The 22,238-nt window shown below is 65.2% G+C and carries 24 protein-coding genes; 10 read left to right on the top strand and 14 right to left on the bottom strand.

Features of this window, described 5'->3' with window-relative positions:
- Nucleotides 1-18 precede the first annotated feature (18 nt).
- Nucleotides 19-1,167 (top strand): galactonate dehydratase, encoded by a 1,149-nt coding sequence (gene dgoD, locus C8C94_RS04440; RefSeq protein ID WP_099729999.1) that lies wholly within the window; start codon nucleotides 19-21, stop codon nucleotides 1,165-1,167.
- Nucleotides 1,168-1,375: 208 nt separating this feature from the next.
- Here the strand turns inward: dgoD and C8C94_RS04435 are convergent, their stop codons facing one another.
- Both C8C94_RS04435 and C8C94_RS04430 read right to left on the bottom strand, forming a co-directional pair.
- Entirely contained in the window at nucleotides 1,376-1,567 is a 192-nt protein-coding gene (locus tag C8C94_RS04435) for a hypothetical protein (RefSeq protein WP_121419863.1), read from the bottom strand.
- A 6-nt stretch (nucleotides 1,568-1,573) separates the two neighbouring features.
- Complete coding sequence (locus C8C94_RS04430) at nucleotides 1,574-2,317, bottom strand: sulfite exporter TauE/SafE family protein (protein WP_121419862.1); 744 nt, start codon at nucleotides 2,315-2,317, stop codon at nucleotides 1,574-1,576.
- 83 nt (nucleotides 2,318-2,400) lie between these two features.
- Here C8C94_RS04430 and C8C94_RS04425 point away from each other — a divergent pair, with 83 nt between their 5' ends.
- The 5 genes from C8C94_RS04425 to C8C94_RS04405 all read left to right on the top strand — a co-directional run bounded on the left by C8C94_RS04425 (nucleotide 2,401) and on the right by C8C94_RS04405 (nucleotide 8,301).
- Entirely contained in the window at nucleotides 2,401-3,333 is a 933-nt protein-coding gene (locus C8C94_RS04425) for a LysR family transcriptional regulator (protein WP_158603799.1), read from the top strand.
- 401 nt (nucleotides 3,334-3,734) lie between these two features.
- Nucleotides 3,735-4,628 carry a hypothetical protein gene (locus tag C8C94_RS04420; RefSeq protein ID WP_121419860.1) on the top strand — a complete coding sequence of 298 codons (894 nt, stop codon included), beginning with the start codon at nucleotides 3,735-3,737 and terminating at the stop codon, nucleotides 4,626-4,628.
- Entirely contained in the window at nucleotides 4,625-6,928 is a 2,304-nt protein-coding gene (locus C8C94_RS04415; RefSeq protein WP_121419859.1) for an ATP-dependent DNA helicase, read from the top strand. The genes C8C94_RS04420 and C8C94_RS04415 overlap by 4 nt, the downstream gene beginning before the upstream one ends.
- Before the next feature lie 36 nt (nucleotides 6,929-6,964).
- On the top strand, nucleotides 6,965-7,642 hold the full coding sequence (locus C8C94_RS04410; RefSeq protein ID WP_121419858.1) for a YkgJ family cysteine cluster protein: 678 nt from the start codon (nucleotides 6,965-6,967) through the stop codon (nucleotides 7,640-7,642).
- Between the two features lie 134 nt (nucleotides 7,643-7,776).
- The gene (locus C8C94_RS04405) at nucleotides 7,777-8,301 is read left to right on the top strand and encodes a hypothetical protein (protein ID WP_121422695.1); all 525 of its coding nucleotides are present in this window, start codon (nucleotides 7,777-7,779) and stop codon (nucleotides 8,299-8,301) included.
- A 166-nt stretch (nucleotides 8,302-8,467) separates the two neighbouring features.
- On the opposite strand, the gene C8C94_RS04400 is transcribed toward C8C94_RS04405, so the two are convergent.
- A complete protein-coding gene (locus tag C8C94_RS04400; RefSeq protein WP_233573390.1) occupies nucleotides 8,468-8,890 on the bottom strand; it encodes a nuclear transport factor 2 family protein in 423 nt (140 codons plus the stop codon).
- Nucleotides 8,887-9,897 carry a zinc-dependent alcohol dehydrogenase family protein gene (locus C8C94_RS04395; protein ID WP_121422693.1) on the bottom strand — a complete coding sequence of 337 codons (1,011 nt, stop codon included), beginning with the start codon at nucleotides 9,895-9,897 and terminating at the stop codon, nucleotides 8,887-8,889. The genes C8C94_RS04400 and C8C94_RS04395 overlap by 4 nt, the downstream gene beginning before the upstream one ends.
- 109 nt (nucleotides 9,898-10,006) lie before the next feature.
- Between C8C94_RS04395 and C8C94_RS04390 the strand changes: the two genes are divergently transcribed.
- Nucleotides 10,007-10,879, top strand: a complete 873-nt coding sequence (locus C8C94_RS04390) for a LysR family transcriptional regulator (RefSeq protein WP_121422692.1) — start codon at nucleotides 10,007-10,009, stop codon at nucleotides 10,877-10,879.
- A 66-nt stretch (nucleotides 10,880-10,945) separates the two neighbouring features.
- Here C8C94_RS04390 and C8C94_RS04385 read toward each other — a convergent pair whose 3' ends face one another.
- Nucleotides 10,946-11,356 carry a hypothetical protein gene (locus C8C94_RS04385; RefSeq protein WP_121419857.1) on the bottom strand — a complete coding sequence of 137 codons (411 nt, stop codon included), beginning with the start codon at nucleotides 11,354-11,356 and terminating at the stop codon, nucleotides 10,946-10,948.
- A gap of 116 nt (nucleotides 11,357-11,472) precedes the next feature.
- On the opposite strand from C8C94_RS04385, the gene C8C94_RS04380 reads away from it, so the two are divergent.
- Nucleotides 11,473-12,366, top strand: coding sequence for a LysR substrate-binding domain-containing protein (locus C8C94_RS04380; RefSeq protein ID WP_121419856.1), 894 nt, complete (start codon nucleotides 11,473-11,475; stop codon nucleotides 12,364-12,366).
- Between the two features lie 61 nt (nucleotides 12,367-12,427).
- Here C8C94_RS04380 and C8C94_RS04375 read toward each other — a convergent pair whose 3' ends face one another.
- Nucleotides 12,428-12,859, bottom strand: a complete 432-nt coding sequence (locus C8C94_RS04375; protein ID WP_121419855.1) for a TerB family tellurite resistance protein — start codon at nucleotides 12,857-12,859, stop codon at nucleotides 12,428-12,430.
- A gap of 492 nt (nucleotides 12,860-13,351) precedes the next feature.
- On the opposite strand from C8C94_RS04375, the gene C8C94_RS04365 reads away from it, so the two are divergent.
- Entirely contained in the window at nucleotides 13,352-13,723 is a 372-nt protein-coding gene (locus C8C94_RS04365; protein ID WP_121419853.1) for an HPF/RaiA family ribosome-associated protein, read from the top strand.
- Nucleotides 13,724-13,803: 80 nt separating this feature from the next.
- Here the strand turns inward: C8C94_RS04365 and C8C94_RS04360 are convergent, their stop codons facing one another.
- Nucleotides 13,804-14,403, bottom strand: coding sequence for a DJ-1/PfpI family protein (locus C8C94_RS04360; protein WP_121419852.1), 600 nt, complete (start codon nucleotides 14,401-14,403; stop codon nucleotides 13,804-13,806).
- A gap of 133 nt (nucleotides 14,404-14,536) precedes the next feature.
- Here C8C94_RS04360 and C8C94_RS04355 point away from each other — a divergent pair, with 133 nt between their 5' ends.
- Nucleotides 14,537-15,871, top strand: coding sequence for a PLP-dependent aminotransferase family protein (locus tag C8C94_RS04355; RefSeq protein WP_121419851.1), 1,335 nt, complete (start codon nucleotides 14,537-14,539; stop codon nucleotides 15,869-15,871).
- Here the strand turns inward: C8C94_RS04355 and C8C94_RS04350 are convergent.
- From C8C94_RS04350 to C8C94_RS04315, 7 genes are all read right to left on the bottom strand, one after another.
- Nucleotides 15,840-16,832 carry a universal stress protein gene (locus C8C94_RS04350; protein ID WP_121419850.1) on the bottom strand — a complete coding sequence of 331 codons (993 nt, stop codon included), beginning with the start codon at nucleotides 16,830-16,832 and terminating at the stop codon, nucleotides 15,840-15,842. The genes C8C94_RS04355 and C8C94_RS04350 overlap by 32 nt on opposite strands.
- Before the next feature lie 136 nt (nucleotides 16,833-16,968).
- Complete coding sequence (locus C8C94_RS04345; RefSeq protein WP_121419849.1) at nucleotides 16,969-17,379, bottom strand: GreA/GreB family elongation factor; 411 nt, start codon at nucleotides 17,377-17,379, stop codon at nucleotides 16,969-16,971.
- 417 nt (nucleotides 17,380-17,796) lie between these two features.
- The gene (locus C8C94_RS04340; RefSeq protein ID WP_010461298.1) at nucleotides 17,797-18,012 is read right to left on the bottom strand and encodes a molybdopterin-binding protein; all 216 of its coding nucleotides are present in this window, start codon (nucleotides 18,010-18,012) and stop codon (nucleotides 17,797-17,799) included.
- 78 nt (nucleotides 18,013-18,090) lie between these two features.
- Nucleotides 18,091-18,828: an ATP-binding cassette domain-containing protein gene (locus tag C8C94_RS04335; protein ID WP_233573569.1), complete on the bottom strand. Its 738-nt coding sequence runs from the start codon at nucleotides 18,826-18,828 to the stop codon at nucleotides 18,091-18,093.
- 270 nt (nucleotides 18,829-19,098) lie between these two features.
- Nucleotides 19,099-19,962 (bottom strand): aliphatic sulfonate ABC transporter permease SsuC, encoded by an 864-nt coding sequence (gene ssuC / locus C8C94_RS04325; RefSeq protein WP_121419847.1) that lies wholly within the window; start codon nucleotides 19,960-19,962, stop codon nucleotides 19,099-19,101.
- A 23-nt stretch (nucleotides 19,963-19,985) separates the two neighbouring features.
- Nucleotides 19,986-21,164: an FMNH2-dependent alkanesulfonate monooxygenase gene (gene ssuD, locus C8C94_RS04320; protein WP_121419846.1), complete on the bottom strand. Its 1,179-nt coding sequence runs from the start codon at nucleotides 21,162-21,164 to the stop codon at nucleotides 19,986-19,988.
- A 52-nt stretch (nucleotides 21,165-21,216) separates the two neighbouring features.
- Nucleotides 21,217-22,236, bottom strand: coding sequence for a sulfonate ABC transporter substrate-binding protein (locus tag C8C94_RS04315; protein ID WP_121419845.1), 1,020 nt, complete (start codon nucleotides 22,234-22,236; stop codon nucleotides 21,217-21,219).
- Nucleotides 22,237-22,238 lie beyond the last annotated feature (2 nt).

Here is a 22,238-nt window from a genome sequence, read left to right as displayed (position 1 = left end):
ACCGACTGCCCATCCCCCATGAAGATCACCCGACTCACCACGTTCATCGTCCCGCCGCGCTGGTGCTTCCTCAAAATCGAAACCGACGAAGGCATCACCGGCTGGGGCGAACCCGTGCTGGAAGGCCGCGCGCACACCGTGGCCGCTGCGGTCGATGAGCTGGCAGACTACCTCGTCGGCAAGGACCCGCGCCACATCGAAGACCATTGGACCGTGCTGTACCGGGGCGGCTTCTACCGGGGCGGCGGCGTGCACATGAGCGCGCTGGCCGGCATTGACCAGGCGCTGTGGGACATCAAGGGCAAGGCGCTGGGCGTGCCCGTGTCCGAGCTGCTGGGGGGCAATGTGCGCAGCCATATCAAGGTCTACAGCTGGATTGGCGGAGACCGCCCCAGCGAGACCGCCGCCGCTGCCCAGGCCGCCGTGGCGCGCGGCTTCACGGCCGTCAAGATGAACGGCACCGAAGAGGTGCAGTACGTGGACAGCTACGACAAGGTGGAGCGCTGCCTGCAGAACGTGGCCGCCGTGCGCGAGGCCGTGGGGCCCAATGTGGGGATTGGCGTGGACTTCCACGGTCGTGTGCACCGGCCCATGGCCAAGGTGCTGGTCAAGGAGCTGGAGCCCTACAAACTCATGTTCATCGAAGAACCCGTACTGAGCGAACACGAAGAGGCGCTGAAGGAGATCGCCCGCATCTCATCCACCCCCATCGCCCTGGGCGAGCGCCTGTACTCGCGCTGGGACTTCAAGCGCGTGCTGCAAGGCGGCTATGCGGACATCATCCAGCCCGACCCCTCGCACGCAGGCGGCATCACCGAGACCCGCAAGATCGCCAGCATGGCCGAGGCCTACGACGTAGCCCTGGCCCTGCACTGCCCGCTGGGGCCCATTGCCTTGGCGGCCAACCTGCAGCTGGACGCCGTTTGCTACAACGCCTTCATCCAGGAGCAGAGCCTGGGCATCCACTACAACCAGGCCAACGACCTGATGGACTATGTGTCTAACCCCGGGGTGTTTGCGTACCAGGACGGCATGGTCGCCATCCCCACGGGGCCGGGGCTAGGCATTGAGGTGAACGAAGACTATGTGCGCGAGCGGGCGCAGGAGGGGCACCGGTGGAGGAACCCGGTGTGGCGGCATCGGGATGGGAGTTTTGCGGAGTGGTGAGGGGGTTGGGCGCCTTGTATTGATGCGGCGCGGTTTACTCCAGAGTATCGATGGCGCTGTACCTCAGCTTGCCCAGGGCTTCGGCAGCCTCGGCTCGAACGGGGCTCATGAATGGATTGCGCCAGATCAATAGGCCAGGAGCCGTCGCGCGGTTCCATCTTTCGAACCCTAGCTTGCACGGGGAGGACTCATTTCAGCTCAGAGAAAGTCAGAGCGGCTTGGGCAAATCACTGGCTGCAAAAAGCGCCACACGAGCTTCGTCAAGCACCTCGACAAGCTCGTCTGCAACAAACTGTCTGCTTCCGATTTCAAGCAAACCTTCGCCTTGCAACACATGTGCCAGCCGGTAAGCCCGCTCTAACAAGGCAGCAGCCTCAAGCAACTCCTTTTGCTCGCTCATGCTGTGTCAGTGTGCCTGGATCAGGTTGGCTGCACCCAATCCGAGGAACACCATAAAAAGTGCCTTCTGGAAGACGGGACCGACAAGGCGGCTACGTAGCAGCTCACCAAGCTTGAGCCCGCTCAATGCGCCGATCAATGCCCCACCGACTGCAATAGCAACAGACGACGAGATCAACCCCAAAGGGGCGGACATCTGCACTTTCACGGCGAGCGACAGAGTGGCCACGGTGAATGAAAGGCCCAGCGCTTGCACCATCTCGTCCTTGCCCAGCCGCAACGTCTGCAAGTAGGGAACCCAGGGCAATACGAAGACGGCAGTGAGTGCCGTCACGAACCCAGTGGCCGCGCCTGTCGGCAGGCTGAGCCATTTGCTGGTGAGTGAAAGATCGGGCAGCTGAGGTCGCCACAAGCCCCAGATGCCATAGGCCATGAGAATCCCGCCCAGCAAGCCCTTGGTCGTTTGTGCGGAAACGGCGTCCCCCAGACCGGGCGCGCTCACAGTCACGATCGCGATTGCCAGCCAACCAGGCCACAGCCGGGATACCAGTGAGCGCAGGTGAGGGCCACGGCATTGCGCGATATTGGTTGCCAGCGAGGGTATGACCAACAGTGCGGCCGCTTGCACAGGGGGCATCCACAGCCCGAGCAAGCTCACGGCCACTGTAGGCAGCCCCATGCCGGTGACGCCCTTCACACCACCGGCCAGAACGAAAACAACGACCACCATCAAGAGCTGCAATATGTCCATGCCCTATGGTGTCTGCATGGCCCAAGTGCTGTCCATCGGATAGCAGTGAACAGATCCTTCGCGTATTCCGTAGGATGGCGGTCATGAGTACCCCTAAGCGCCGCACCACGGATTACCGCGTTGATCCGTTTGACCTGCACCTCTTTGCCGCCGTGATGGAGCATGGAACCATCACTGCCGCTGCTTCGTCCGTGAATCTGTCGTTGGCTGCGGCCAGCGCTCGCCTCAAGGGTCTTGAAGACGCAACCGGTTCGCAGTTGTTGGAGCGGTCCAAGTCGGGCGCAATACCCACCGATGCGGGACGCGCTCTGCTGCGCCATGCCAACCGCGTGCTGGCTGAGCTCGAATCGCTGCATGTAGAGATGGCGAGCTTTGGTCATGGATTGCGCGGGACCGTTCGGCTGCTGTGCAACACAGCCGCCATGTCCGAGAGCCTTCCGCGCACGATTGGCCAATTCTTGGTGAAGACCCCTGATCTTGATGTGGACGTGCAAGAGCTTTCGAGCGAGGCGGTCGTAGAGGCATTGCGCCGTGGCACTGCCGATCTGGGCATCGTCGCCGATTACGTGGACACCTCTGGGCTGCTTGTGCAGCCATGGGTCGATGACCGTCTGGTGGCACTCTTGCCAAAGCGCTGGTCTTTGGGCCGCCGCCGTTCCGTGGCGTATGACGAATTGCTAGAGCATCCCTTTGTAGGTTTGGCCCGGGAGAGTGGACTCAGCCGCTTTCTGGCAGCCCAGGCCAGTCGCAGTGGCCGGGTCCCGCGCCATCGGGTGCGTCTGGGCGGATTTGACGCTGTCGCGCAATTGGTAGCCGAAGGCGTGGGAGTGGCGGTCATGTCCGAGAGCGCGGCTGCGCGCTTTGCCAAGTCCGGCACCCAGATCCTAGGGCTATCTGATGCTTGGTCTCGGAGAAAGCTGCTCGTTTGCATGACACCGGCAGGCAGTGAACTGCCCAGCGTGAGCGCGCTGGCCAATGCGCTGCTGACGGCGCGACCGCAGGTTGGGAACCGGTGAGCAGAGGACGTTGGCAGGGTATGGGATAAGGATTGCTGTTGCCCGGTAGCCTGCTATCAGCGTCAGAACACTGACCGGCTGCAAACCCTGCGCTGCAGCCTCACGCAACCGCTTTCAATTTTCCTGCGGCATAGACGGCCACGCGACAACAACTTCCGGTTGTTAGCCCAATGGCGGGCAGGAGCGTCCTCATTCAGGCCCCTGGTGACTCATTGCTTCTCCCTCGGAATGTCACCGTGGGGATGCTCACATTTCAATAGCTGTTAGCACCCACCCATATTGCGCCAGGTGCCGATCACACCCCCAACTCCTCTGCAACCCTGTTCTACCCTTGTCCAAAAAACAGTCCCTCCCAGACACTGTGATTAAAATCAGTGTGACGCCAGCCCACCCACCCTGCCATGACGGCGCTGCCCTCCCCCACTTCGGACTCCCCGCCCTCCACCCCGATCACCCGCTTTCACCGCACCCGCCTGATGCAGATCTGGCGCTCGGCAGGCTGGCCGTGCAAGGACGGGCTGGAGATTGACCTGCTGGCTGCGGGCCTCATCAGTCTGCACATTGCGGCCGATGGTTGCGAAACCCTGCGCCTCACCGACGAAGGCATCCGCACCCTGGCGCAGGCCCGCCAGCGTGGCGTGCGGGCGCTGAGCCTGCACGACCGGCTGGGGCAGAAGTTTGCAGCGCAGTTGCTGGCTTCGGGGCGCATCGTATGGACCGAACTGTTACTGCGCGCGGTGATCGACACCGTGCCGATGGGGGATGTGCTGCTGCCTGCGGCCACGGCCGATGCACCCACCAACACCGCGCCCGCCGTGGCGCCGCTGTGGGCCGAGGATGACCACGCCCCCGCTGCCCGCGCCGCCGCCAACGTGTGGCGCATGGCCCGGCCTGATCTTTTCTCGGTGCGCAACACCTCTGTGCCCGCCTACCTGCAGCCCATGGTGCATGAGGTGAAGGCCAGCCGGTCCGACTTGCTGTCGGACCTGCGGCACGATGCCAAGCGGCAGGCCTATCAGTGGTTGTGCGAGGAGTGCTACTACGTGTTCCCGGCGGGCATAGCCGAGCCCGAAGAGATCCCCAAGCACTTCGGCATCTGGGTATTGCACGGCAGCGTGGAGGACGGGCGCTTTGAGCTGCTGCGCCCCGCGCGGCACAACCGCTGCACCCTGCCCTTTTCGGTGTGGATGGCGCTGTGCAAAGCCACGCCGCTGCGCAGCGATGACGACATGGCTCAGACCCATTTGGGAGAGCCTGCTCCTCCCGCCACCGACACCCCGACCACCCCGCCATGACCTACACCGTGGCGGTGCGCGAGTTGTGCGAGTTCACCGCCAAGCAAGGCGACCTGGACCTGCGCTTTACGCCCGCACCCACCGCGCTGGAGGGCATGGCGGGCCATGCGGTGGCAGCGTCGCGCCGGGGTGCAGGCTACCGCGCAGAGGTGGCACTGAGCGGCAGTTACCAAAGCCTGCGCGTGCGCGGCCGGGCCGATGGCTACGACCCCGCGCAGCAACGCATCGACGAGGTCAAGACCTTCAAGGGGCGGCTGGACCGCCAGCCCGCATCGCACCGCCACCTGCACTGGGCGCAGGCCAAGGTGTATGGCTGGCTGCTGTGCGAGCAGGAGCAGCTGGCGCACATCGACGTGGCGCTGGTGTATCTGGACGTGGGCACGCAGCAGGAGACGGTGTTCACCGAGCGTTGTAGCGCCGACGACTTGCGCCAGCACTTCGAGGCCCAGTGCCAGCGCTTCATTGCCTGGGCCGAACAGCAGGTGGCCCACCGTGCCGCGCGCGATACAGCATTGACCACTTTGGCTTTTCCGTTTGGCGGCTTTCGCACCGGCCAGCGCCCGCTGGCCGAGGCCGTTTACAAGGCGGCAGTGGCGGGCCGCTGCCTGCTGGCCCAGGCGCCCACGGGCATTGGCAAGACCATGGGCACGCTGTTCCCACTGCTCAAGGCAGCACCGGCCCAGCGCATCGACAAAGTGTTCTTTCTGGCCGCCAAAACCTCGGGGCGGCAGATGGCGCTGGATGCGCTGGCGCGCCTGGCCGACAGCGCACCGGCGCTGCCCCTGCGCGTGCTGGAGCTGGTGGCGCGCGACAAGGCCTGTGAACACCCAGACAAGGCCTGCCACGGCGAATCCTGCCCGCTGGCCCGGGGCTTTTACGACCGGCTGCCTGCTGCACGCGCCGCTGCGGTGGCCACCACCATCGAAGGAAAAACCGTCACCGCTTTGCAACAAGCCCGCGTGCGTGAGGTAGCCCTGCAGCACGATGTCTGCCCCTACTACCTGAGCCAGGAGCTGGCCCGCTGGGCCGACGTGGTGGTGGGCGACTACAACTACTACTTTGACCTGGGCGGCCTGCTGCACGGCCTGGCCCAGGCCAACCAGTGGCGCACGGCGCTGCTGGTGGACGAGGCGCACAACCTGGTGGAGCGCGGCCGCAAGATGTTCACGGCCGAGCTGCACCCCGCCGCCTTGGCCCAGGCCCGCAGCAGCCACACCGCTGCGCAGCATGCGCCGGTGAAAAAGGCGCTGGACAAGGTGCGCCGCGCCTGGGTGGCGCTGGACAAGGCGCACCCGGATCCGTACACGGTGCTCGAAGCCTTCCCCGACAAGCTGCTGGCCACGCTGCAGCAGTGCACCACCACGCTCACCGAGCATTTCACCGACCACCCCACCGAGCCCGATGGCGCGCTGCAAGCGTTCTACTTCGACGCCCTGCACCTGCAGCGCATGGCCGACCTGCTCGATGCGCATTCGATGGTGGACATCACCCAAACTTCGTCAGGCCCCCACCAGCGGGCCGCTAAACCCGGCGATTCCGTGGTCTGCATCCGCAACTTGGTGCCCGCGCCCTTTCTGCAACCCCGCATCACAGTTGCACACACCAGCACCTTGTTCTCGGCCACGCTGCAGCCTGCGCGCTACTACGCCGACCTGCTGGGCCTGCCCGACGGCCATGTATGGGTGGATGTCGAATCGCCCTTTGCCGCGCAGCAGCTGCAGGTGCAGGTGGCGCGCCACATTTCCACGCGCTACCCGCACCGCGCTGCGTCGCTGGCACCGATTGCGGCGCTGATGGCGCAGCAGTTTCGCGCGCGGCCCGGCAACTACCTGGCGTTTTTCAGCAGCTATGACTACCTGCAGCAGGCCGCTGCACTGTTTGCGCAGCAACACCCCGATGTACCGCACTGGTGCCAGTCGCGCCGCATGCTCGAAGGCGAGCAGCGCGATTTTCTGGCCCGCTTTACCACCACCAGCCAGGGCATTGCCTTTGCCGTGCTGGGCGGCGCGTTTGCCGAGGGCATCGACCTGCCGGGCCAGCGGCTGATCGGCGCCTTCGTCGCCACGCTGGGCCTGCCGCAGGTCAACCCCGTCAACGAGCAGATCCGCGAGCGCATGCAAACCTTGTTTGGTGCGGGCTATGACTACACCTACCTCTACCCCGGCCTGCAAAAGGTGGTGCAGGCCGCTGGCCGCGTGATCCGCACGCCCAGCGACGAAGGCGTGGTGCACCTGATGGACGAGCGCTTTGCACGGGCCCAGGTGCGCAGCCTGCTGCCCGCGTGGTGGCAAACGCGCTAAGGTGCGGGGCACAGCCACCTTCCCCCCCAACCGCCCATGCTGACCGACGACGAGCGCTCCGCCTTCCTGCAATCCATCGCCCGCGTGCGGCAGCGGGCAGCGCAGGCGCTGCGGCAGGCCCAGGGCGCAGATGGTGCGGATGGCGCCGTGGCCTTCATCGCGCAGCTGCACCGGGGGCTGGACACCGTGGCCGAGCAGGCCCGCGCCACCGGCCCCCAGCCTGCCTGCCAGGCCGGTTGCGCCCACTGCTGCCACCTGCGGGTTGAGGCCACCGAGCCCGAGGTCTTCCACATCGCCCAGCACCTGCGTGCCCAGCCCGCAGAGGCACTGGCCGATGCCCTCAGCGCTCTGCACCGGCATGTGACCACCGCCGCGCTCAACCCTACCAACCCAGCACGCCAGGCCTGCAGCTTTCTCGTGGATGAGCGCTGCAGCATCTACCCCGTGCGCCCCGCCGCCTGCCGCAAGGCACACTCGCTGTCGGCCCCGCACTGCGCAGAACAATCCCCCACCATCCCCCAAAACCTGCGCCTGCTGGTGGATGCCGAGGCCCTGATGGCAGGCACCGCCCTGGCCTACCGCGACCAGCCCCTGCCCGCCAGCGCCCACGAGCTGAACGCCGCCGTGCTAGCCGCCCTGAAAGACCCCACCGCCCAGGCGCGCTGGTACCAGGGCGATGCAGCCGCTTTGATGCCGAAGGACGCGCAGAATTGATTGGCGAATTGACTTCCATCAAGCCCCACCCTGCGCAGCGGCACACAATGCCCCACCGTCGATAGAGGAGGCTGGGAGCTTTCCCCCTTCACATCGCGTGCCCTCCACACCACCGCCCCATCGCCTTGATGAACATGCCATCGCCCCTGCGCTCTGCTCTCCTTCTAATGGCCGCTACGCTGACCCTGCCCCTGCTGGGGTGCAAAAAGCCCGAAGCCAGCGGCCCCGCGCAGACAGGTTTTGACGCGCTGGCAGCAGCGTGCACCCAGGCCCTTGCTGCGCGCGAGCCCCATGTGCGCCCCGGGGGCAGCGGCGAATGGATCAAGACCGGATACAGCCCCGCCCTGATACAGCCCGAGGTCACCCGCACCGAATCAGCCGTGACCCCCTACGTGGGCAAGATCGTCATCAAAGACAACGAGGCCCAGGCCACCGCCACCACCGAAGCCGCCGCCCAGTCCATCACCCTGACCCCGGCGCACCTGCTCTCCAACCGCACCCACACCTTCATTTACAGTTTTGATGGCAAACAATGGCGCTGGCAGAACGGCCAGCGGCTGACCAAGATACCGGGGCAAAACGACCGGCTGGAGGCCCTGACGCTGGCGGATGTGAATGCGGCGGGGCCGAAGGGGTTTGCGGGGTGTTTGCCGCGTTGAGCCGCTAAAACGCTCTCTTTTTGATAGCTTTTTCCGCTTGATTGCCTAGCGCTGCAGGCCTTTTTTTGATGAAATTTTGCATCGACACACACCAGAGCCGCCGCCAGCAATCTGGCGTCACACACAAGCCCTGGTGGGTAGTCGCGCGGCCCAGAAAGCCGTCAGATCATTCAAGATCTGCGTCCATGCGGGTAATCAAACCCTTGGCATCCACGGTGATATCGAGCGTGCCAATCTCTTGGCCGAAATCCCCCGTGAAATCGACCCTCACCACCGCCCGCCGGCGACCAAGCCGCTTCATCGAGAGGAACCGGGTCACCGTGTGATAGCCAACGAAATACTGTTCGATGTAACGGCGTATTCCGGGATGGCCATCAAAGCGGTGGCCGGTGGATGGGTCGTCGATCACCGCATCGTGCGCGAACAGGCTTAACGCGCGCTCCACATCAAAAGCATTGGTGGCCGTGATCAAGGCATCGGCCACCTGGCGAAGGTGTTCATAGGTTGGGCCCATCGCACCACGTCCCGTGTTTTCCATGCTGTCCATACCGGCTGACGAACTGGCGCTTTCAGCACGAAGCTTGCTCATGCCAGCACGCTCACCACCACCTTGCCACGGGCGCAGCCATCGGCTACCAGGGCATGTGCCTTGTCAGCCGTGTCGAGCTTGAATGTGGTGGGATCGAGCAAGGGCTTCAACTGTCCGGCTTCCGCCAGCGCGGTGGCCTGTTCCATGATCTCGCCATGGTGCTCGCGGAACTGCCCCGTGAGGATGGGCAGCAGCGTGAACACCCCCGAGAAGGTGGCACCCCGGAAAGACAGAGGCGCCAGCTTGTGGGTGCCCCAGCCCAAAGAGGTCACCACATGGCCGGAGTAACGGCGAACGGCCAGGAAGGACGCGTCCAGCACGGGGCCCCCGACCGTGTCGTACACGATGTCGAAGCCCTTGCCCTCCGTAAACGCGTTGACATACGCCTCTACCGAGGTCGTTTCGTAGTCAATCGGCGTGGCGCCGATGGACCGTATGTAACCGGCCTGCGCCGCCGTACCCGTGGCAAACACATTGGCACCACGCGCGCGGGCCAGCTGCACCGCCACATGGCCCACACCCCCGGCGCCGCCGTGCACCAGCACCTTGTGTCCACCGCCCACCTTGGCGCGGTCCACCAAGCCCTCCCAGGCGGTGATGAAAACCAGCGGCAGGGCTGCTGCCTCGCGCATCGTCACATTGGCGGGCTTGCGTGCAATCAGTCTGGCATCGACGGCGGCATACTGCGCCAGGCTACCTTGCAAACCGCCAATGCCGCCCGTGAAGCCGTACACCTCGTCACCCACTTGGAAGCGTGAAACGCCATGCCCGACCTCCTCGACCACTCCGGCAAGGTCCATGCCCAAAATGGCAGGGAGCGGTTGCCGGGCATGCTCAGCCGCGCCCGCACGGATCTTGGTGTCCAGCGGGTTCACGCCGCTGGCATGGATACGCACCAGCACTTGGCCCGCATCGGGCTGCGGCCGGGGCAACCAGGTGGGGGTCAGCGCACCATGGGGGGATGCGAGTACCAGCGCCTGCATGGTGGGGATGGGAGAGGTTGACATGGCGTTTACCTTCTTTGCAATGAACAGTGCCACCAGTGTCTGACGTTCGCTTTTGAATGAAAATCCACAAGATTGAAACTCGTTCATTCACTTTTGCATGAAGCAGCCGATGAATTGGGATGACGTGCAGGTGTTCTTGGCCATTGCCCGGCACGGCACGCTGGGTGCGGCAGGCCGCGCGCTCCAACAAAGCCAGCCCACCATGGGCCGCAGGCTGAAGGCGTTGGAGCTTTCTCTGGGCCACACCCTGTTCCAGCGAACCTCCGAGGGCTTCGTGTTGACCGACGAGGGGGCCGCCGTGCTGAGCCATGCCGAGGGTATGGAGGCGCAAGCACTGTCGTTCTCCAGGCAACTGGATGGCGCTGATCAACAGCTGGAAGGCAGCCTGCGGTTATCGACCTCCGACTGGTTTGGTCTGCACGTGCTGGCGCCCCTTTGCGCAGCGTTTACCAACCACCACCCTCGGGTCACCATCGAACTCCTGACCGATGCGCGCCTGTTCAGCCTGGCACGCCGCGAGGCAGACCTGGTGGCGCGGATTGTTCCTTTTGACGAACCCGACGTCATACAGCGGCGGCTGATGCATGTGCCCTACGCGCTGTACACCCAGCGCGGCGCAGATGTACACCAAGACGGGGCCGACGTTCGCCTCATCACGATGGACCTGGGCTTCAGCGAAATGCCGGACGCAGCTTGGCTGCGCGAGGCCTTTCCCTCTGCGCGCATCACGTTTCGCAGCAACAACCGGCACGTGCAGGCGGTGGCCTGTGCATCGGGCGCGGGCCTGGCCGTGTTGCCGTGCCCGTTGGGTGATTCACACCCCGGCTTGCAAAGGCTGGAAGGCGCCAAGGCTCCGCCAGGGCGCGACGTTTGGCTAGGTTATCACCGGGATTTGCGCAGGCTACCACGGCTGCGTGCCCTGGTGGATTTGTTCATGGAGCGGCTCAACCCCAGCCGCCCCGATGAGACGGAAAACCATTGATGCAGAAGCGCCACGCCAACATACCCGGAATGTGACGCAGCCCGTGCAAGGGCTGCGCTGCCTCGTTCAGCGCGCCAGTGCCGCTTTGGCCGCGCCAGGGCCACCGTTATGGCGCTTTGCCAGCGCAATCAGGATGTGGATACCGACCGCCAGTGCCACCAGCAGCACGGCACCCAGGCCCCACAGCACCCAGGCCAGGAAGGTGACGCCCCCTGCAAGAGCAGGCACGGCCTCCAGCACAGCTTGCACCATGGGGCCCACAGATGATACGAAGGCCTCCCACTGGCCCATCAACTCTGGGGGCATCCAGGCCTTGAGCCAGCCTGGCACCAGGATGGTGTTTGCCACCGCGCTGCCGCCGGCCAATGCGCCCGCGCTGGACACCACCCAGACCGTGACCGCATGCATTCCCCAGCATGCCAGAGACCACAGGGCCAAAAGCGCCAATGAAAGAAACCAGTTGAGTGCGTAGAACATGTGAAAGCTTCCTATATTTTCAAATTGGCAAGCGGCGAGTATGGGCAAACCCGCGCGGCATAGACACCAGCCCCAGCCGCACCTAGCATTCGGTTTTCTCGAACCTGAGCCCGCCCATGCTGAACTACCGCCACCTGTACTACTTCTGGATGGTTGCCAAGGAAGGTGGCTTTGCCCGTGCGGCAGACCGGCTGAACATGGCTGTGCAAACCATCAGCGCACAGGTGCGCGATCTGGAAAAAGCGCTGGGCCACCAGCTTCTCAAGCCTTCGGGGCGCGGTGTGGCGCTGACCGAAGCCGGGCAAGCCGCATTCACACGGGCTGAAGAGATTTTTCAACTGGGCCAGCACATCGAAGAAGAGGTGCGCGAAGCCGCAACCGCCCGTGTGGCCCGGTTGTCGGTGGGTCTGTCTGACGGCATCTCCAAACTGGCGGCGCATGCACTGCTGGAGCCCGTTCTGGCCACGCCCCATTTGCGGCTGGTGTGCCACGAGGGCGAGTCCGACGAGTTGCTATCCGAGCTCGCACTGCACCAGCTGGACGTGGTTTTGGCCGGGCAAGCCGCGCCGCGCAACCCCCACCAGCGCCTGACAAGTCAACGCATTGCCCGCTCGGCCCTGCAGTGGTATGGCCCGGCGTCGCTGGTAAAAAAGCAGGTGCGTGACCGGTTTCCCCAGTCGTTGCAAGACTTTCCCGTGCTGCTGCCTACGCACCATGCACCACTACGGGCCACTCTGGATGCCTGGTTTCAGGACGTTGGAGTGCAACCACGTGTAGTGGGCGAGTTTGAAGACAGCGCCTTGTTGGCCGTGTTTGCGGCCCGGGGGCTGGGGGTATTTCCGGTCAGCCGTCTGGGTGCGCAAGATGTGGGGCTGGTGCGTGGGCTGCGCCTGCTGGGTGAATGCCCCCAGCTTTTTGAGGAGGTTCACGCTATCTGGTCGCGCCGGGGGCAGCACCACCCGCTGGTGCGGCAGTTGGTGGATGCTTCCGCAGGGCTGGGTACAGCCTAGCGGGCTTCCCACACAACCACCATCCCCCTTGTTTATGGTTGCACTTGCAGTTACAGCTGCATCAGGCAGCCTGCGCCAGCTCGTAGTGGCCGATCCCGGAGGGCATGAAGCCCATTTGCCAATACTGGCCTGCTGCATTCATCAGCCACCACTCACTCGGCGCCAGGTGACTGTCTGCCATGGCTGCGGTGTACGCGAACTCCAGGGTCTTGCGCCGCAGCTCAGGGTCTGTCACTTCAGCGAACAGCAAGGTCAGCGTGGGGCCATCAATGCTGGCGGTCAAAACCCGCTGTTCATGCATGCCCATCCACAGGTCTTCGCACAGGCCATGCAGCACCTTGCCAAAGCCGCCTTGCGGCAGACTCAGTTCCTGCTCCATATCAAGCCCATGCAAGGCATCCAGCTCGGACCGGCTCACATGGCCATCCGATATCAACAGCAAGGCGACGATTCGGGCCACAGCTTCGGGGCTATTGCGGGGATAGCTACGCATCTCTGATCTCCTTGAAATGGGGTAAGTGCAATGACAAAGGTGACAAGCAAGCAATGGTTGACCCAGCGCGCCCTAGCGGCGATAGCGTTAACGCGGCTGCCAGCCGTCGCGGTACTGGGCTTGCACCCGCAGCGGCACCTTGACCGGAACGCGCCGCAGCACAGGTGCCCGAGCCACGGCGACACGGGAGAGCCAGCGCACAAGGCGATGACGCAGGGAGGCAATAAGTGAAGAGATTCCGGACCAGGGTTTCACGGACGGCTCCTTTGAGGCGGAAAGTTGCGAACAGGAAGAAGCCTTGAATATGTGGCCCCCGCCCGCTGACAAGAAGCAGGTTTTCTCTGATGTAGACATCCAAAAAGTCGAAGTGACTCATCCGCAGCGAAATCGCCGCCAATGCACAGGATTTTCAGAAATGCAACGAAGAAATTTCCTGCTGGTTTACCGCCAAGCTGCGAGCTACGGTGTCCCCCTCAACTCAGGAGATCGCAAATGCAGATTCTTTTCAGAACACGCCACCCCGAAGCCGCACTTATGCGCGATGCCGTGGAGCGTCGCGTGCGTTTCGCCTTTCGGCGGCTGAACGCCCTGGTGCCGCGTGCAGAGGTCAAGCTGGAGGACATCAACGGCCCCCGGGGCGGCCCTGACAAGCGCTGCCAGATAGCCCTGCGCACCGACGGTGCAGGCGCTGTGGTCGTGTCTTCTGTGGCAAAGGACTGGCGCTGCGCGCTGGACGAAGCCCTGGCAAGCGCCGCCCGCCACCTTCTGCGTACCTGGCGACGCAGCACAGCGCAGCGCAAACAGCTCCGCCGCGACGGGAGGGCAAGCTCTGAACCCCACGGCACCGGCGAATACCCTGCATAGGGGCCCAAGCGCAGCCGCTCAACCCGCCAACCGCTGCACAGAGTCCGTTCCCCTAGCAAGCGATGGCACAGTCACTCGCATCAACTGCCATCTTGGGTGACATGCCCCATAGCCCGGGCGACGTACTCCTCCTTCTCGCCCACCGGGGCAAAGTAGTGGATGACCTCGCGGGCCGCCTCGGGCCCTGCCAGCCTCGCGATCAGCCAGGCGGCCAGGTACTGCGCCGACAGGCACCCGCCCGCCGTGGCCACGTTTCTCTTGGCAAAGAAAGGCTGGTTCAGCACGGTGACACCAGCCTCTTGCACCCAGGGTTTCGTGGTCAGGTCGGTGCAGGCCGGCACGCCGTCAAGCAGCCCCAGCTTGGCCAGGATCAAAGCCCCCGAACACTGGGCGCCCAGCAGCTGGCGCGCCGGATCGAAGGCGAGCTGCGCCATCAGCGCGGCATCCTGCACCACCTCGCGCGTCTTCACGCCGCTGCCCACCAGCACGGCATCGGCCGACCGCGCATACGGCAGCAGCGACTGGGCCTGCACCGTCACGCCGTTCATGGAACGCACCTGGTCTGTGGGGCAGCACAGCGACACCTCCCACCCGGGTTTCTTCACCCGGTTGAGCAGGCCCAGGGCAATCAGGGAGTCGAGTTCGTTGAAACCGTCGAAGGTCAGGATGGCGATGCGCATGGCGGTGGAGTCCTGTTCTGTAGCGGAAAGGAGAGTGAATGAGGCACGGAATGTGCGAAGCGCATCCTATCGACGGTATTCAATACAATCAAAAAATTGTCATAGATACGTTTCAACGCAGGGGCACAACGCCATGGGCCAGGTTCGGTACAAGCAAGTGGTGGACGCACTGGCGTCGGACATCCGCGCGGGGCAGCTGCGGCCGGGCACACGCCTGCCCACCCACCGCGCACTGGCCCAGCGGCATGGACTGGCGCTGGCCACGGCCAGCCGCGTGTATGCCGAGCTGGAGGCCATCGGCCTGGTGGTGGGCGAAACCGGGCGCGGCACCTTTGTGCGCGACCCCGCCTCCCCGCGCGGTGCCGACGCCGACCTCACCACGCCCGCGCCCAGCGCCGCAGACCTCTCGTTCAACAACCCCAGCGTGCCGGGTCAGGCAGACCTGCTGCGGGATGCCCTGCGCAAGCTGGCCGCCTCCGGCGACCTGGAATCGCTGCTGCACTACCACCCCTACGGCGGCCGGCCGCATGAACGCGCCATCGTGGCCGGGCACCTGAAGACGCGCCAGCTGCAAGTGACGGGCGAGCAGGTGCTCATCGTCAACGGCGCGCAGCACGGCATGGCTGTGGCGGCCATGGGCCTGCTCAACCCCGGCGACGTCGTGGCGGTAGACGCTCTCACCTACCCCGGCTTTCGGGTTTTGGCCGAACGCCTGCGGCTGGACCTGGCCCCGGTACCCGTGGGCCCCGCTGGCACCGACCTGGACGCCTTACAGCGCCTGTGCGACACCCGGCCCGTGCGCGCCATCTACACCATGCCCACCCTGCACAACCCGCTGGGCTGCGTGATGGGCGCCCGCGCCCGCAAGCGCCTGGTGGCCATGGCCCGCGCGCACGATCTACTGGTGATCGAAGACGCACCCTATGCCTACCTCGCGCCCGAGGCGCCGCCCCCCATCGCAGCGCTGGCGCCCGAGCGCACGGTGTACCTCTCCAGCCTGTCCAAGAACGTGGCCACGGGCTTGCGGTTTGGCTTTGTGGCCACATCGCGCGAGCTGATCGCCCCCATCGAACGCGCCGTGCGCGCCACCGCATGGAACACAGCCGGGGTCATCACCGCCATCGCCTGCGGCTGGATCGAAGACGGCACTGTGGCCCGGCTGGAGGCCGACAAACGCGCAGACACCGCGCAGCGCCAGGCCATTGCCACCCGGGCGCTGGCGGGGCTACCGCTGGTGCGGCACCCGCACTCGTACTTCGTCTGGCTGCCGCTGGGCGACGACCAGCGGGCTGACCGCATTGCCGCCACCCTGGCGGAACGCGGGGTGTCGGTGTCGACCGCCGAAGGGTTTGCCACCACCACCCATGTGCCCCACGCGCTGCGCATCGCGCTGGGGTCGGTGGCGCTTGAAGACCTGGCCCGGACGCTGGCCGTGGTCAAGGATGTGGTGGTGCAGGACTGTTCGTGAACAGGCGCAAGGAGTCCGGTAGCGCGGCCGGGTTGGGATAACTCGGCAAACGCGGCGAACCCGCCTTGACGCGGCGCACCGGCAGATCGGTGGCCAGGCGCTTTACCGCCGAGCCACGTGACGCCGGTTGAAAGTCGTTCGGCACCACCAGCACATCCGCGAGCGCATCGCGCACGACGCGTTGCGCCACGCTCTCGAACAGCAGGTCCGAGAGCCTGGACGCCGGGTGCTTGCCCACCACGATGAGGTCCGCTGCCGTGTTCTGCTGTTGCACCACTACCTGCCGGGCTGGATCGCCCCGGCCGATGGAAGACGAGAGCCGGTTGCGCCGTGCGTCGTACGAATCGGTCAGTGTGAACATCCGGTCTTGCGCATGGCGGCGGCACTCCTCCCGGTAGATCTGAATGGCGCGTTCAGACACTTCGGCGTACCGCAGCTTGCCCTCATTGGCGGTGCTGATCGCATGAAACAGCTCGACCCTCGCGGCGGGATGCAGCGCAAAGGCCAGCTCGACCAGCCGGTGCGACACCCGCGAGAAGTCCACCGCCACCATCAAAGTCTGGTAAGGCTGGTCGGCAGGATTGCGCACCACGATCACAGGGCGCTGGCAAGCGCGCAGGATCTGGATGGCTGGATGCGCGGTGAACCAGGCGCGCAGGCCACGCACCGGCGCCGTGCCCCACACCACCAAGTCGGCGCCCGCCGCCTCGCGCGCCACATCCGCAGCGGTGAAGTCGATGCGCGTTGCCGCGTGAACGTGGATGTTGTGGCGCTGCCGAAGTTGCAGCGCGTGGTGCGACAGGCGCACGGCCGCGTCCGGTGGGGGTGCCTCAGCGGGTGGGGCCAGATAGACGAGCCTCAAAGTTGCACGGTGCTCAGCGCACAGCAGCGCAGCGCGCGCGATGGCATAGCCTCCCTGCAGAGAGAAATCAGTGATGGCGAGGATGGAGCGAGGGGTCATGGTTAAACGTCCTTCTGTTTTGCACAGCGCGCACCTATCCCGCAGCGCCAATGCGAGATGGCGCCGGGCTGGCGGCGGTGATGCGGGTGAGCGCGGCCCCTGGCGGGCCGCAGACGGGTTGCTTCGGGGCTAACGACTACGTGACGTAGTCACCCGTGGCCTCAGGCTGGAACTGAATGCCTTCGACAACGGCCGCGCACTCTTCGCCATGCGGCGTGTGCCACTTGGCAACATCCCCCACCTTCAGGCCCAGCAGGCTGATGCCCACGGGCGACAGCACCGAAATGAAACCCGCAGCCGGTTCTGCGTCTTGCGGGTAGCAGATGGTGAGCACCTGGCGCCGGTGGGTGTGCACGTCCACCAGTTCCACGCGGGAATACATGGTGACCACGTTGGCCGACACGGCGCGCGAGTTGGTGATGTCTGCATTGGCAAGCAGATCTTCAAGAACAGCGGGGAGCTGGTGGCCCACTAGCTTGGTCAGGCGCGAATAGTCCAGGTCGGTGAGCGTGCGCTCGCCGTGAACGACAACAACAGCTTCATGCATGAAAGCACTCCATCAAATGCGGCTGTCGCCCCGTGTGAACAAGACGGCCGCTACCGCGCGAGGCTGGTGCCCGGCGGTGGATGGTTGCGCTGAAAGAGGATGGGGAGAGGGGGTGCCGCCGGGCTTAGGAATGTGCTGGCGTCAGCTGACGACGCGCATTCTTCTTTGCCGCCGCTCGCGCGACAGCCGCTGCGTGGAGCAGCGCAGCCAAGGCGGCAAAAGTGCAAATTAGGAGGGTCGTCATGCGGCAGAGTCTAAGCCGCGCAGCCGGTTTTGGGCTGAATGGCCCCAGGGTTCTTGCCAGATAGCCGCGCCCGAAGACTTCATACCTGACAGCTGCTTGAGCTTATCCTGCGGGCGCTGGACGTCAAAGTGTGGGCCTCTTGAACTGCCCCCACCATCCGTACGACGGTTGCCTCACAGCTTCGCAATCGACACCTCCGTGGACTTGACCAGCGCGACCACATCGGAGCCGACGACCAGGCCCAGGTCGTCCACCGAGCGGGTGGTGATGACCGAGGTGACGACGCCCCAAGGCGTCTCGACATCGACCTCGGAGACGACGTCGCCACGAATGATTTCGCGGACCTTGCCCTTGAACTGGTTGCGTACGTTGATGGCTTGAATGGACATGAGGTTCTCCTTGAATAGTCCGTTGAAAAAGAGGTCAGTGAAAGAAAAACAAGCAAACGAAAAGAGAGAGAAAAAAAATCAGACCGCCCAGCGCAAACCATGCGCAGGCACGCCGGGCCAGGAAACCTCGTGCGCAGGCTCCCCATCGGGTTTTTGCAGCACGCGGTCGAGGATGCGTTTCTCGACGGCGGCAAACGCGGCGTCGCCGTGCGAGCGGGGGCGTGACAAGTCGATGCGCTGGTCCAGCGCGATCTGGCCGTCTTCGATCAGGATCACGCGGTCGGCCAGGGCCACGGCCTCTTGCACGTCGTGGGTGACCAGCAGCGCGGTGAAGCCGCTGCTGCGCCACAGGCCTTCGATGAGGCGGTGCATCTCTATGCGGGTGAGCGCATCCAGCGCGCCCAATGGTTCATCGAGCAGCAGCAAGCGCGGGTTGTGCACCAGGGCGCGCGCCAGGGCCACGCGTTGGCGTTGACCGCCGGACAGGCGCGCGGGCCATTCGCCGAGCCGATCCCCCAGGCCCACGCGGGCCAGCACATCGGCCGCTGCGCCACGCAGCTCGGGCGGCAGGCCCAAGGCCACGTTGTCCTGCACGCGCTTCCAGGGCAAGAGGCGCGAGTCCTGGAACATGATGCGGGTGTCGCCGCTCAGGCCTGCAACGTCCTGGCCGTCGAGGCGGATCGCACCGCCGGAGACAGGTTCAAGCCCCGCCACCAGGCGCAGCAGTGTGCTCTTGCCGCAGCCGCTGCGGCCCACAATGGCGACGAACTGGCCGGGTTCGATGACCAGCTCGGTCTTCTTGAGTACGTCGCGCATGCCGTAGCGTTTGTCCACGCCGCGCACTTCCAGGCGCACACCTTGGGGTTGTAAAGATAAATTAGTGGTCAAAATGGCCTCCTGCGCTTATCTATCAAGCGCTAGCAGCTATAAAAATGAGAGTAATTGGGCGCGATGGCTGCACTGGGCACGACCCAATGCGAGGGACGCCGCGCAAGGGCCGTCCCGCCGCGCTGGCGCCGTCCCCCTTCCCGAATCGCGTAGCGATTTGAGAGAAGGGGGAAGCCGCGTAGCGGCTCAGGGGGATGCTCATGCCTGATACCCGGGATGCCACCTCAGCCAGTAGCGCTCCAACCCCTTGGCGAAGACGTCGGCCAGCTTGCCCAGCAGCGCATACAGCAGGATGCCCACCAGCACGATGTCGGTCTGCAGGAACTCCCGCGCATTCATCGTGAGGTACCCAATGCCCGCCTGCGCCGAGATGGTCTCGGCCACGATCAGGATCACCCACATCAACCCCAGCGAGAACCGCAGCCCCACCAGGATGCTGGAGAGCGCCCCGGGCAGGATGATCTGCCGGTAGAGCTGCCAGCGGCCCAGGCCATAGGTGCGGCCCATCTCAATCAACCCCGGGTCCACATTGCGGATGCCGTGGAAGGTGTTGAGATAGATCGGGAAGAACACCGACACGCTGATGAGAAACAGCTTGGCCGATTCGTCGATGCCGAACCACAGGATCACCAGCGGGATCAGCGCCAATGCAGGGATGTTGCGCACCATCTGGATGGTGGAGTCGAGCAGCGTTTCGAACAGCTTGACCGAGCCGGTGAGCAGGCCCAGCGCCAGGCCCAGGCCGCCGCCAACGGCAAGCCCGGCCAGCGCGCGGCCCGCGCTGACCTGGACGTGGGTCCACAGCTCGCCCGAAGCGGCCAGCGTCCACGCGGCCTTGACGACCTCCAGCGGTGCGGGCAACACGCGGGTAGACAACCAGCCCAGTGACGATGCGATTTGCCACAGCGCGATGAGGCCGATGGGCACGGCCCAGGGCAACAGGCGCTGTGCGACGCTGGCGAGAAAGCGGGCCACGGGTGCGGGCAAAAACGGCCCTTCGATGGGCAGGTCCACGGCGTCGGCCACCGGGGATACCTGCAGTTCTCTTGCAGTGTGTGTCATGGAGAGTTCCGGTTCGGGGCAAATCAGCTTTGCGACGCGCGCGGCACAAAGTCGTTGGCCACGGTTTCGCCAAACGGGCCCAGCGGGTTGCCAAACAAGGGGTTGCCGCTGGCCAGCTGGTTGCGCAGCGGCAGGGGCAGCAGCGGGAACACCAGCTCGGCAAAGCGGTAGGCCTCGTCCAGGTGCGGATAGCCCGACAGCACAAAAGTGTCCAGCCCCAGCGCGGCGTATTCCTCGATGCGTGCAGCCACGGTCTGCGGGTCGCCCACCAGGGCGGTGCCTGCACCGCCACGCACCAGGCCCACGCCCGCCCACAGGTTGGGGCTGATCTCCAGGTCCTTGCGGCTGCGCTTGGCTCCACCGGCGTGCAGCGCAGCCATGCGGCGCTGGCCTTCGGAGTCCATGCGCGCAAACACGGCCTGGGCGCGCACCACGGTGTCGTCGGCCACATGGCTGATGAGTTCTTCGGCAGCGGCCCAGGCCTGCTCATCGGTCTCGCGCACGATGACGTGCAGGCGGATGCCGAACTTCACTGTGCGGCCATGTTTTGCAGCGCGCGCACGCACGTCGGCCACTTTCTTGGCGACTTCCGCCGGTGGCTCGCCCCAGGTCAGGTAGGTCTCGACCTGCTCGGCCGCCAGGTCGTGCGCGGCGGGCGACGAGCCACCAAAGTACACGGGCGGGTGGGGCTGCTGCAGCGGCGGAAAGAGCAGCTTGGCGCCCTTCACCGACAGGTGCTTGCCTTCGTAGTCCAGGCTTTCGCCCTGGTGGCTGCGCGTGAGGATTTCACGCCAGATGCGGATGAATTCGGCCGACTGTTCGTAGCGCGTGGCGTGGTCCAGGAACACGCCGTCGCCCTCCAGCTCGGCCTGATCGCCGCCGGTGACCAGGTTGATGAGCAGGCGCCCGCCCGAGAGCCGGTCGAACGTGGCCGCCATGCGCGCAGCCAGCGCGGGCTGGTGCAGGCCGGGGCGCACGGCCACCAAAAACTTGAGGTTGCGCGTGACGGGCAGCAGGCTGGCCGCCACCACCCACGGGTCTTCGCACGAGCGGCCGGTGGGGATGAGAACGCCTTCGTAGCCCAGGCTGTCAGCCGCCACTGCTACTTGCTTCAAGTAGTCGTGGTTGAGCTGGCGTGCGCCTTTGGCGGTGCCCAGGTAGCGGCTGTCGCCGTGGGTGGGAATGAACCAGAAAATTTTCATGAATGCCTCGGAATAGATATGGGTTGGATGCGGTGGATGTGGCGGATGTGACTCAGGGCTTGGCGGTGGCAGCGGCCAGTTGCGCAGCCGCTGGCCGCCACACGATGTCGGCCACGTTCACGGGTTTGGGGATCAGGCCCAGCTTGAAGAACGCGTCGGCCACACGCTGCTGGTCGGCCACCGTGGCGTTGCTCAACAGCCCCACGGGCGACGAGGGACGGCGCTGGATGAACAGGCTCACCACGCCCGCGTCCAGGCCGCTGAAGTCGGCAATCAGCTTGATCGCGTCCTTGCGCGCCTCTTGCGCCAGCCGGTCGGCACGGCTGAGTTCTTCAAACAGCACGCGCAGCACCTGGGGGTGGGCTTGCACAAACGGGCGGGCCGCCAGGTAGAAGGAGTTGTTGCTGCTGGCCAGGTCGCGCCCAGTGGCTAGCACGCGGGGCTGGATAGCCAGCTCGGTGGCGGCGTAGAACGGGTCCCAGATGGCCCAGGCGTCCACGCTTTTGCGCTCGAACGCGGCACGTGCATCGGCCGGGGCCAGGTACACGGGCTGGATGTCGGCCCACTGCAGGCCCGCACGCTCCACGGCGCGCACCAGCAGGTAGTGCGCGCTGCTGCCCTTTTGCACGGCGATGCGGCGGCCCTTGAGGTCGGCCAGGGTGCGCAGGGGCGAGTCCTTGAGCACCAGCAGCGCCGAGCTGTCGGGCTTGGGCGGCTCGGCGCCCACGTAGAGCAGGTCTTTGCCGGCGGCCTGGGCAAACACGGGGGGCGAGTCGCCGGTCAGGCCGAATTCGAGGCTGCCGACCGACAGCGCCTCCAGCAGCTGCGGCCCAGCTGGGAACTCCAGCCAGCTGATCCGCGTGCCCGGAAAGCGCTTTTCCAGCACGCCCTGCTGCTTCAGGATGACGAGGTTGACGGCCGACTTCTGATAACCAATGCGCAGTTGCTCAGGCCCTTGCACGGCTGCGCTTTGCGCGTGGGCATAGCGGCTGGCCAGCGCCCAGCTGAAAGCGGTAACGCCCAGCAGCTGCAGTGCGCGGCGGCGCTCGGAGTTGATGGTGGGGTGGGTCATGG

The organism is Acidovorax sp. 94 (assembly GCF_003634645.1).
GTDB lineage: Bacteria > Pseudomonadota > Gammaproteobacteria > Burkholderiales > Burkholderiaceae_C > Acidovorax > Acidovorax facilis.
This window is presented reverse-complemented; position numbering and strand designations above follow the sequence as displayed.

Coding starts and splice junctions, on each gene's coding strand:
- C8C94_RS04430 (WP_121419862.1), bottom strand. CDS start 2,317: ATGGACATATTGCAGCTCTTGATGGTGGTCGTTGTTTTCGTTCTGGCC.
- C8C94_RS04415 (WP_121419859.1), top strand. CDS start 4,625: ATGACCTACACCGTGGCGGTGCGCGAGTTGTGCGAGTTCACCGCCAAG.
- C8C94_RS04420 (WP_121419860.1), top strand. CDS start 3,735: ATGACGGCGCTGCCCTCCCCCACTTCGGACTCCCCGCCCTCCACCCCG.
- C8C94_RS04410 (WP_121419858.1), top strand. CDS start 6,965: ATGCTGACCGACGACGAGCGCTCCGCCTTCCTGCAATCCATCGCCCGC.
- C8C94_RS04360 (WP_121419852.1), bottom strand. CDS start 14,403: ATGCGCATCGCCATCCTGACCTTCGACGGTTTCAACGAACTCGACTCC.
- C8C94_RS04340 (WP_010461298.1), bottom strand. CDS start 18,012: ATGTCCATTCAAGCCATCAACGTACGCAACCAGTTCAAGGGCAAGGTC.
- C8C94_RS04345 (WP_121419849.1), bottom strand. CDS start 17,379: ATGCATGAAGCTGTTGTTGTCGTTCACGGCGAGCGCACGCTCACCGAC.
- ssuC (WP_121419847.1), bottom strand. CDS start 19,962: ATGACACACACTGCAAGAGAACTGCAGGTATCCCCGGTGGCCGACGCC.
- C8C94_RS04335 (WP_233573569.1), bottom strand. CDS start 18,828: ATGCGCGACGTACTCAAGAAGACCGAGCTGGTCATCGAACCCGGCCAG.
- C8C94_RS04395 (WP_121422693.1), bottom strand. CDS start 9,897: ATGTCAACCTCTCCCATCCCCACCATGCAGGCGCTGGTACTCGCATCC.
- C8C94_RS04350 (WP_121419850.1), bottom strand. CDS start 16,832: ATGACCCCTCGCTCCATCCTCGCCATCACTGATTTCTCTCTGCAGGGA.
- C8C94_RS04315 (WP_121419845.1), bottom strand. CDS start 22,236: ATGACCCACCCCACCATCAACTCCGAGCGCCGCCGCGCACTGCAGCTG.
- dgoD (WP_099729999.1), top strand. CDS start 19: ATGAAGATCACCCGACTCACCACGTTCATCGTCCCGCCGCGCTGGTGC.
- C8C94_RS04365 (WP_121419853.1), top strand. CDS start 13,352: ATGCAGATTCTTTTCAGAACACGCCACCCCGAAGCCGCACTTATGCGC.
- C8C94_RS04405 (WP_121422695.1), top strand. CDS start 7,777: ATGCCATCGCCCCTGCGCTCTGCTCTCCTTCTAATGGCCGCTACGCTG.
- C8C94_RS04380 (WP_121419856.1), top strand. CDS start 11,473: ATGCTGAACTACCGCCACCTGTACTACTTCTGGATGGTTGCCAAGGAA.
- C8C94_RS04375 (WP_121419855.1), bottom strand. CDS start 12,859: ATGCGTAGCTATCCCCGCAATAGCCCCGAAGCTGTGGCCCGAATCGTC.
- C8C94_RS04385 (WP_121419857.1), bottom strand. CDS start 11,356: ATGTTCTACGCACTCAACTGGTTTCTTTCATTGGCGCTTTTGGCCCTG.
- C8C94_RS04390 (WP_121422692.1), top strand. CDS start 10,007: ATGAATTGGGATGACGTGCAGGTGTTCTTGGCCATTGCCCGGCACGGC.
- ssuD (WP_121419846.1), bottom strand. CDS start 21,164: ATGAAAATTTTCTGGTTCATTCCCACCCACGGCGACAGCCGCTACCTG.
- C8C94_RS04435 (WP_121419863.1), bottom strand. CDS start 1,567: ATGAGCGAGCAAAAGGAGTTGCTTGAGGCTGCTGCCTTGTTAGAGCGG.
- C8C94_RS04355 (WP_121419851.1), top strand. CDS start 14,537: ATGGGCCAGGTTCGGTACAAGCAAGTGGTGGACGCACTGGCGTCGGAC.
- C8C94_RS04425 (WP_158603799.1), top strand. CDS start 2,401: ATGAGTACCCCTAAGCGCCGCACCACGGATTACCGCGTTGATCCGTTT.
- C8C94_RS04400 (WP_233573390.1), bottom strand. CDS start 8,890: ATGAGCAAGCTTCGTGCTGAAAGCGCCAGTTCGTCAGCCGGTATGGAC.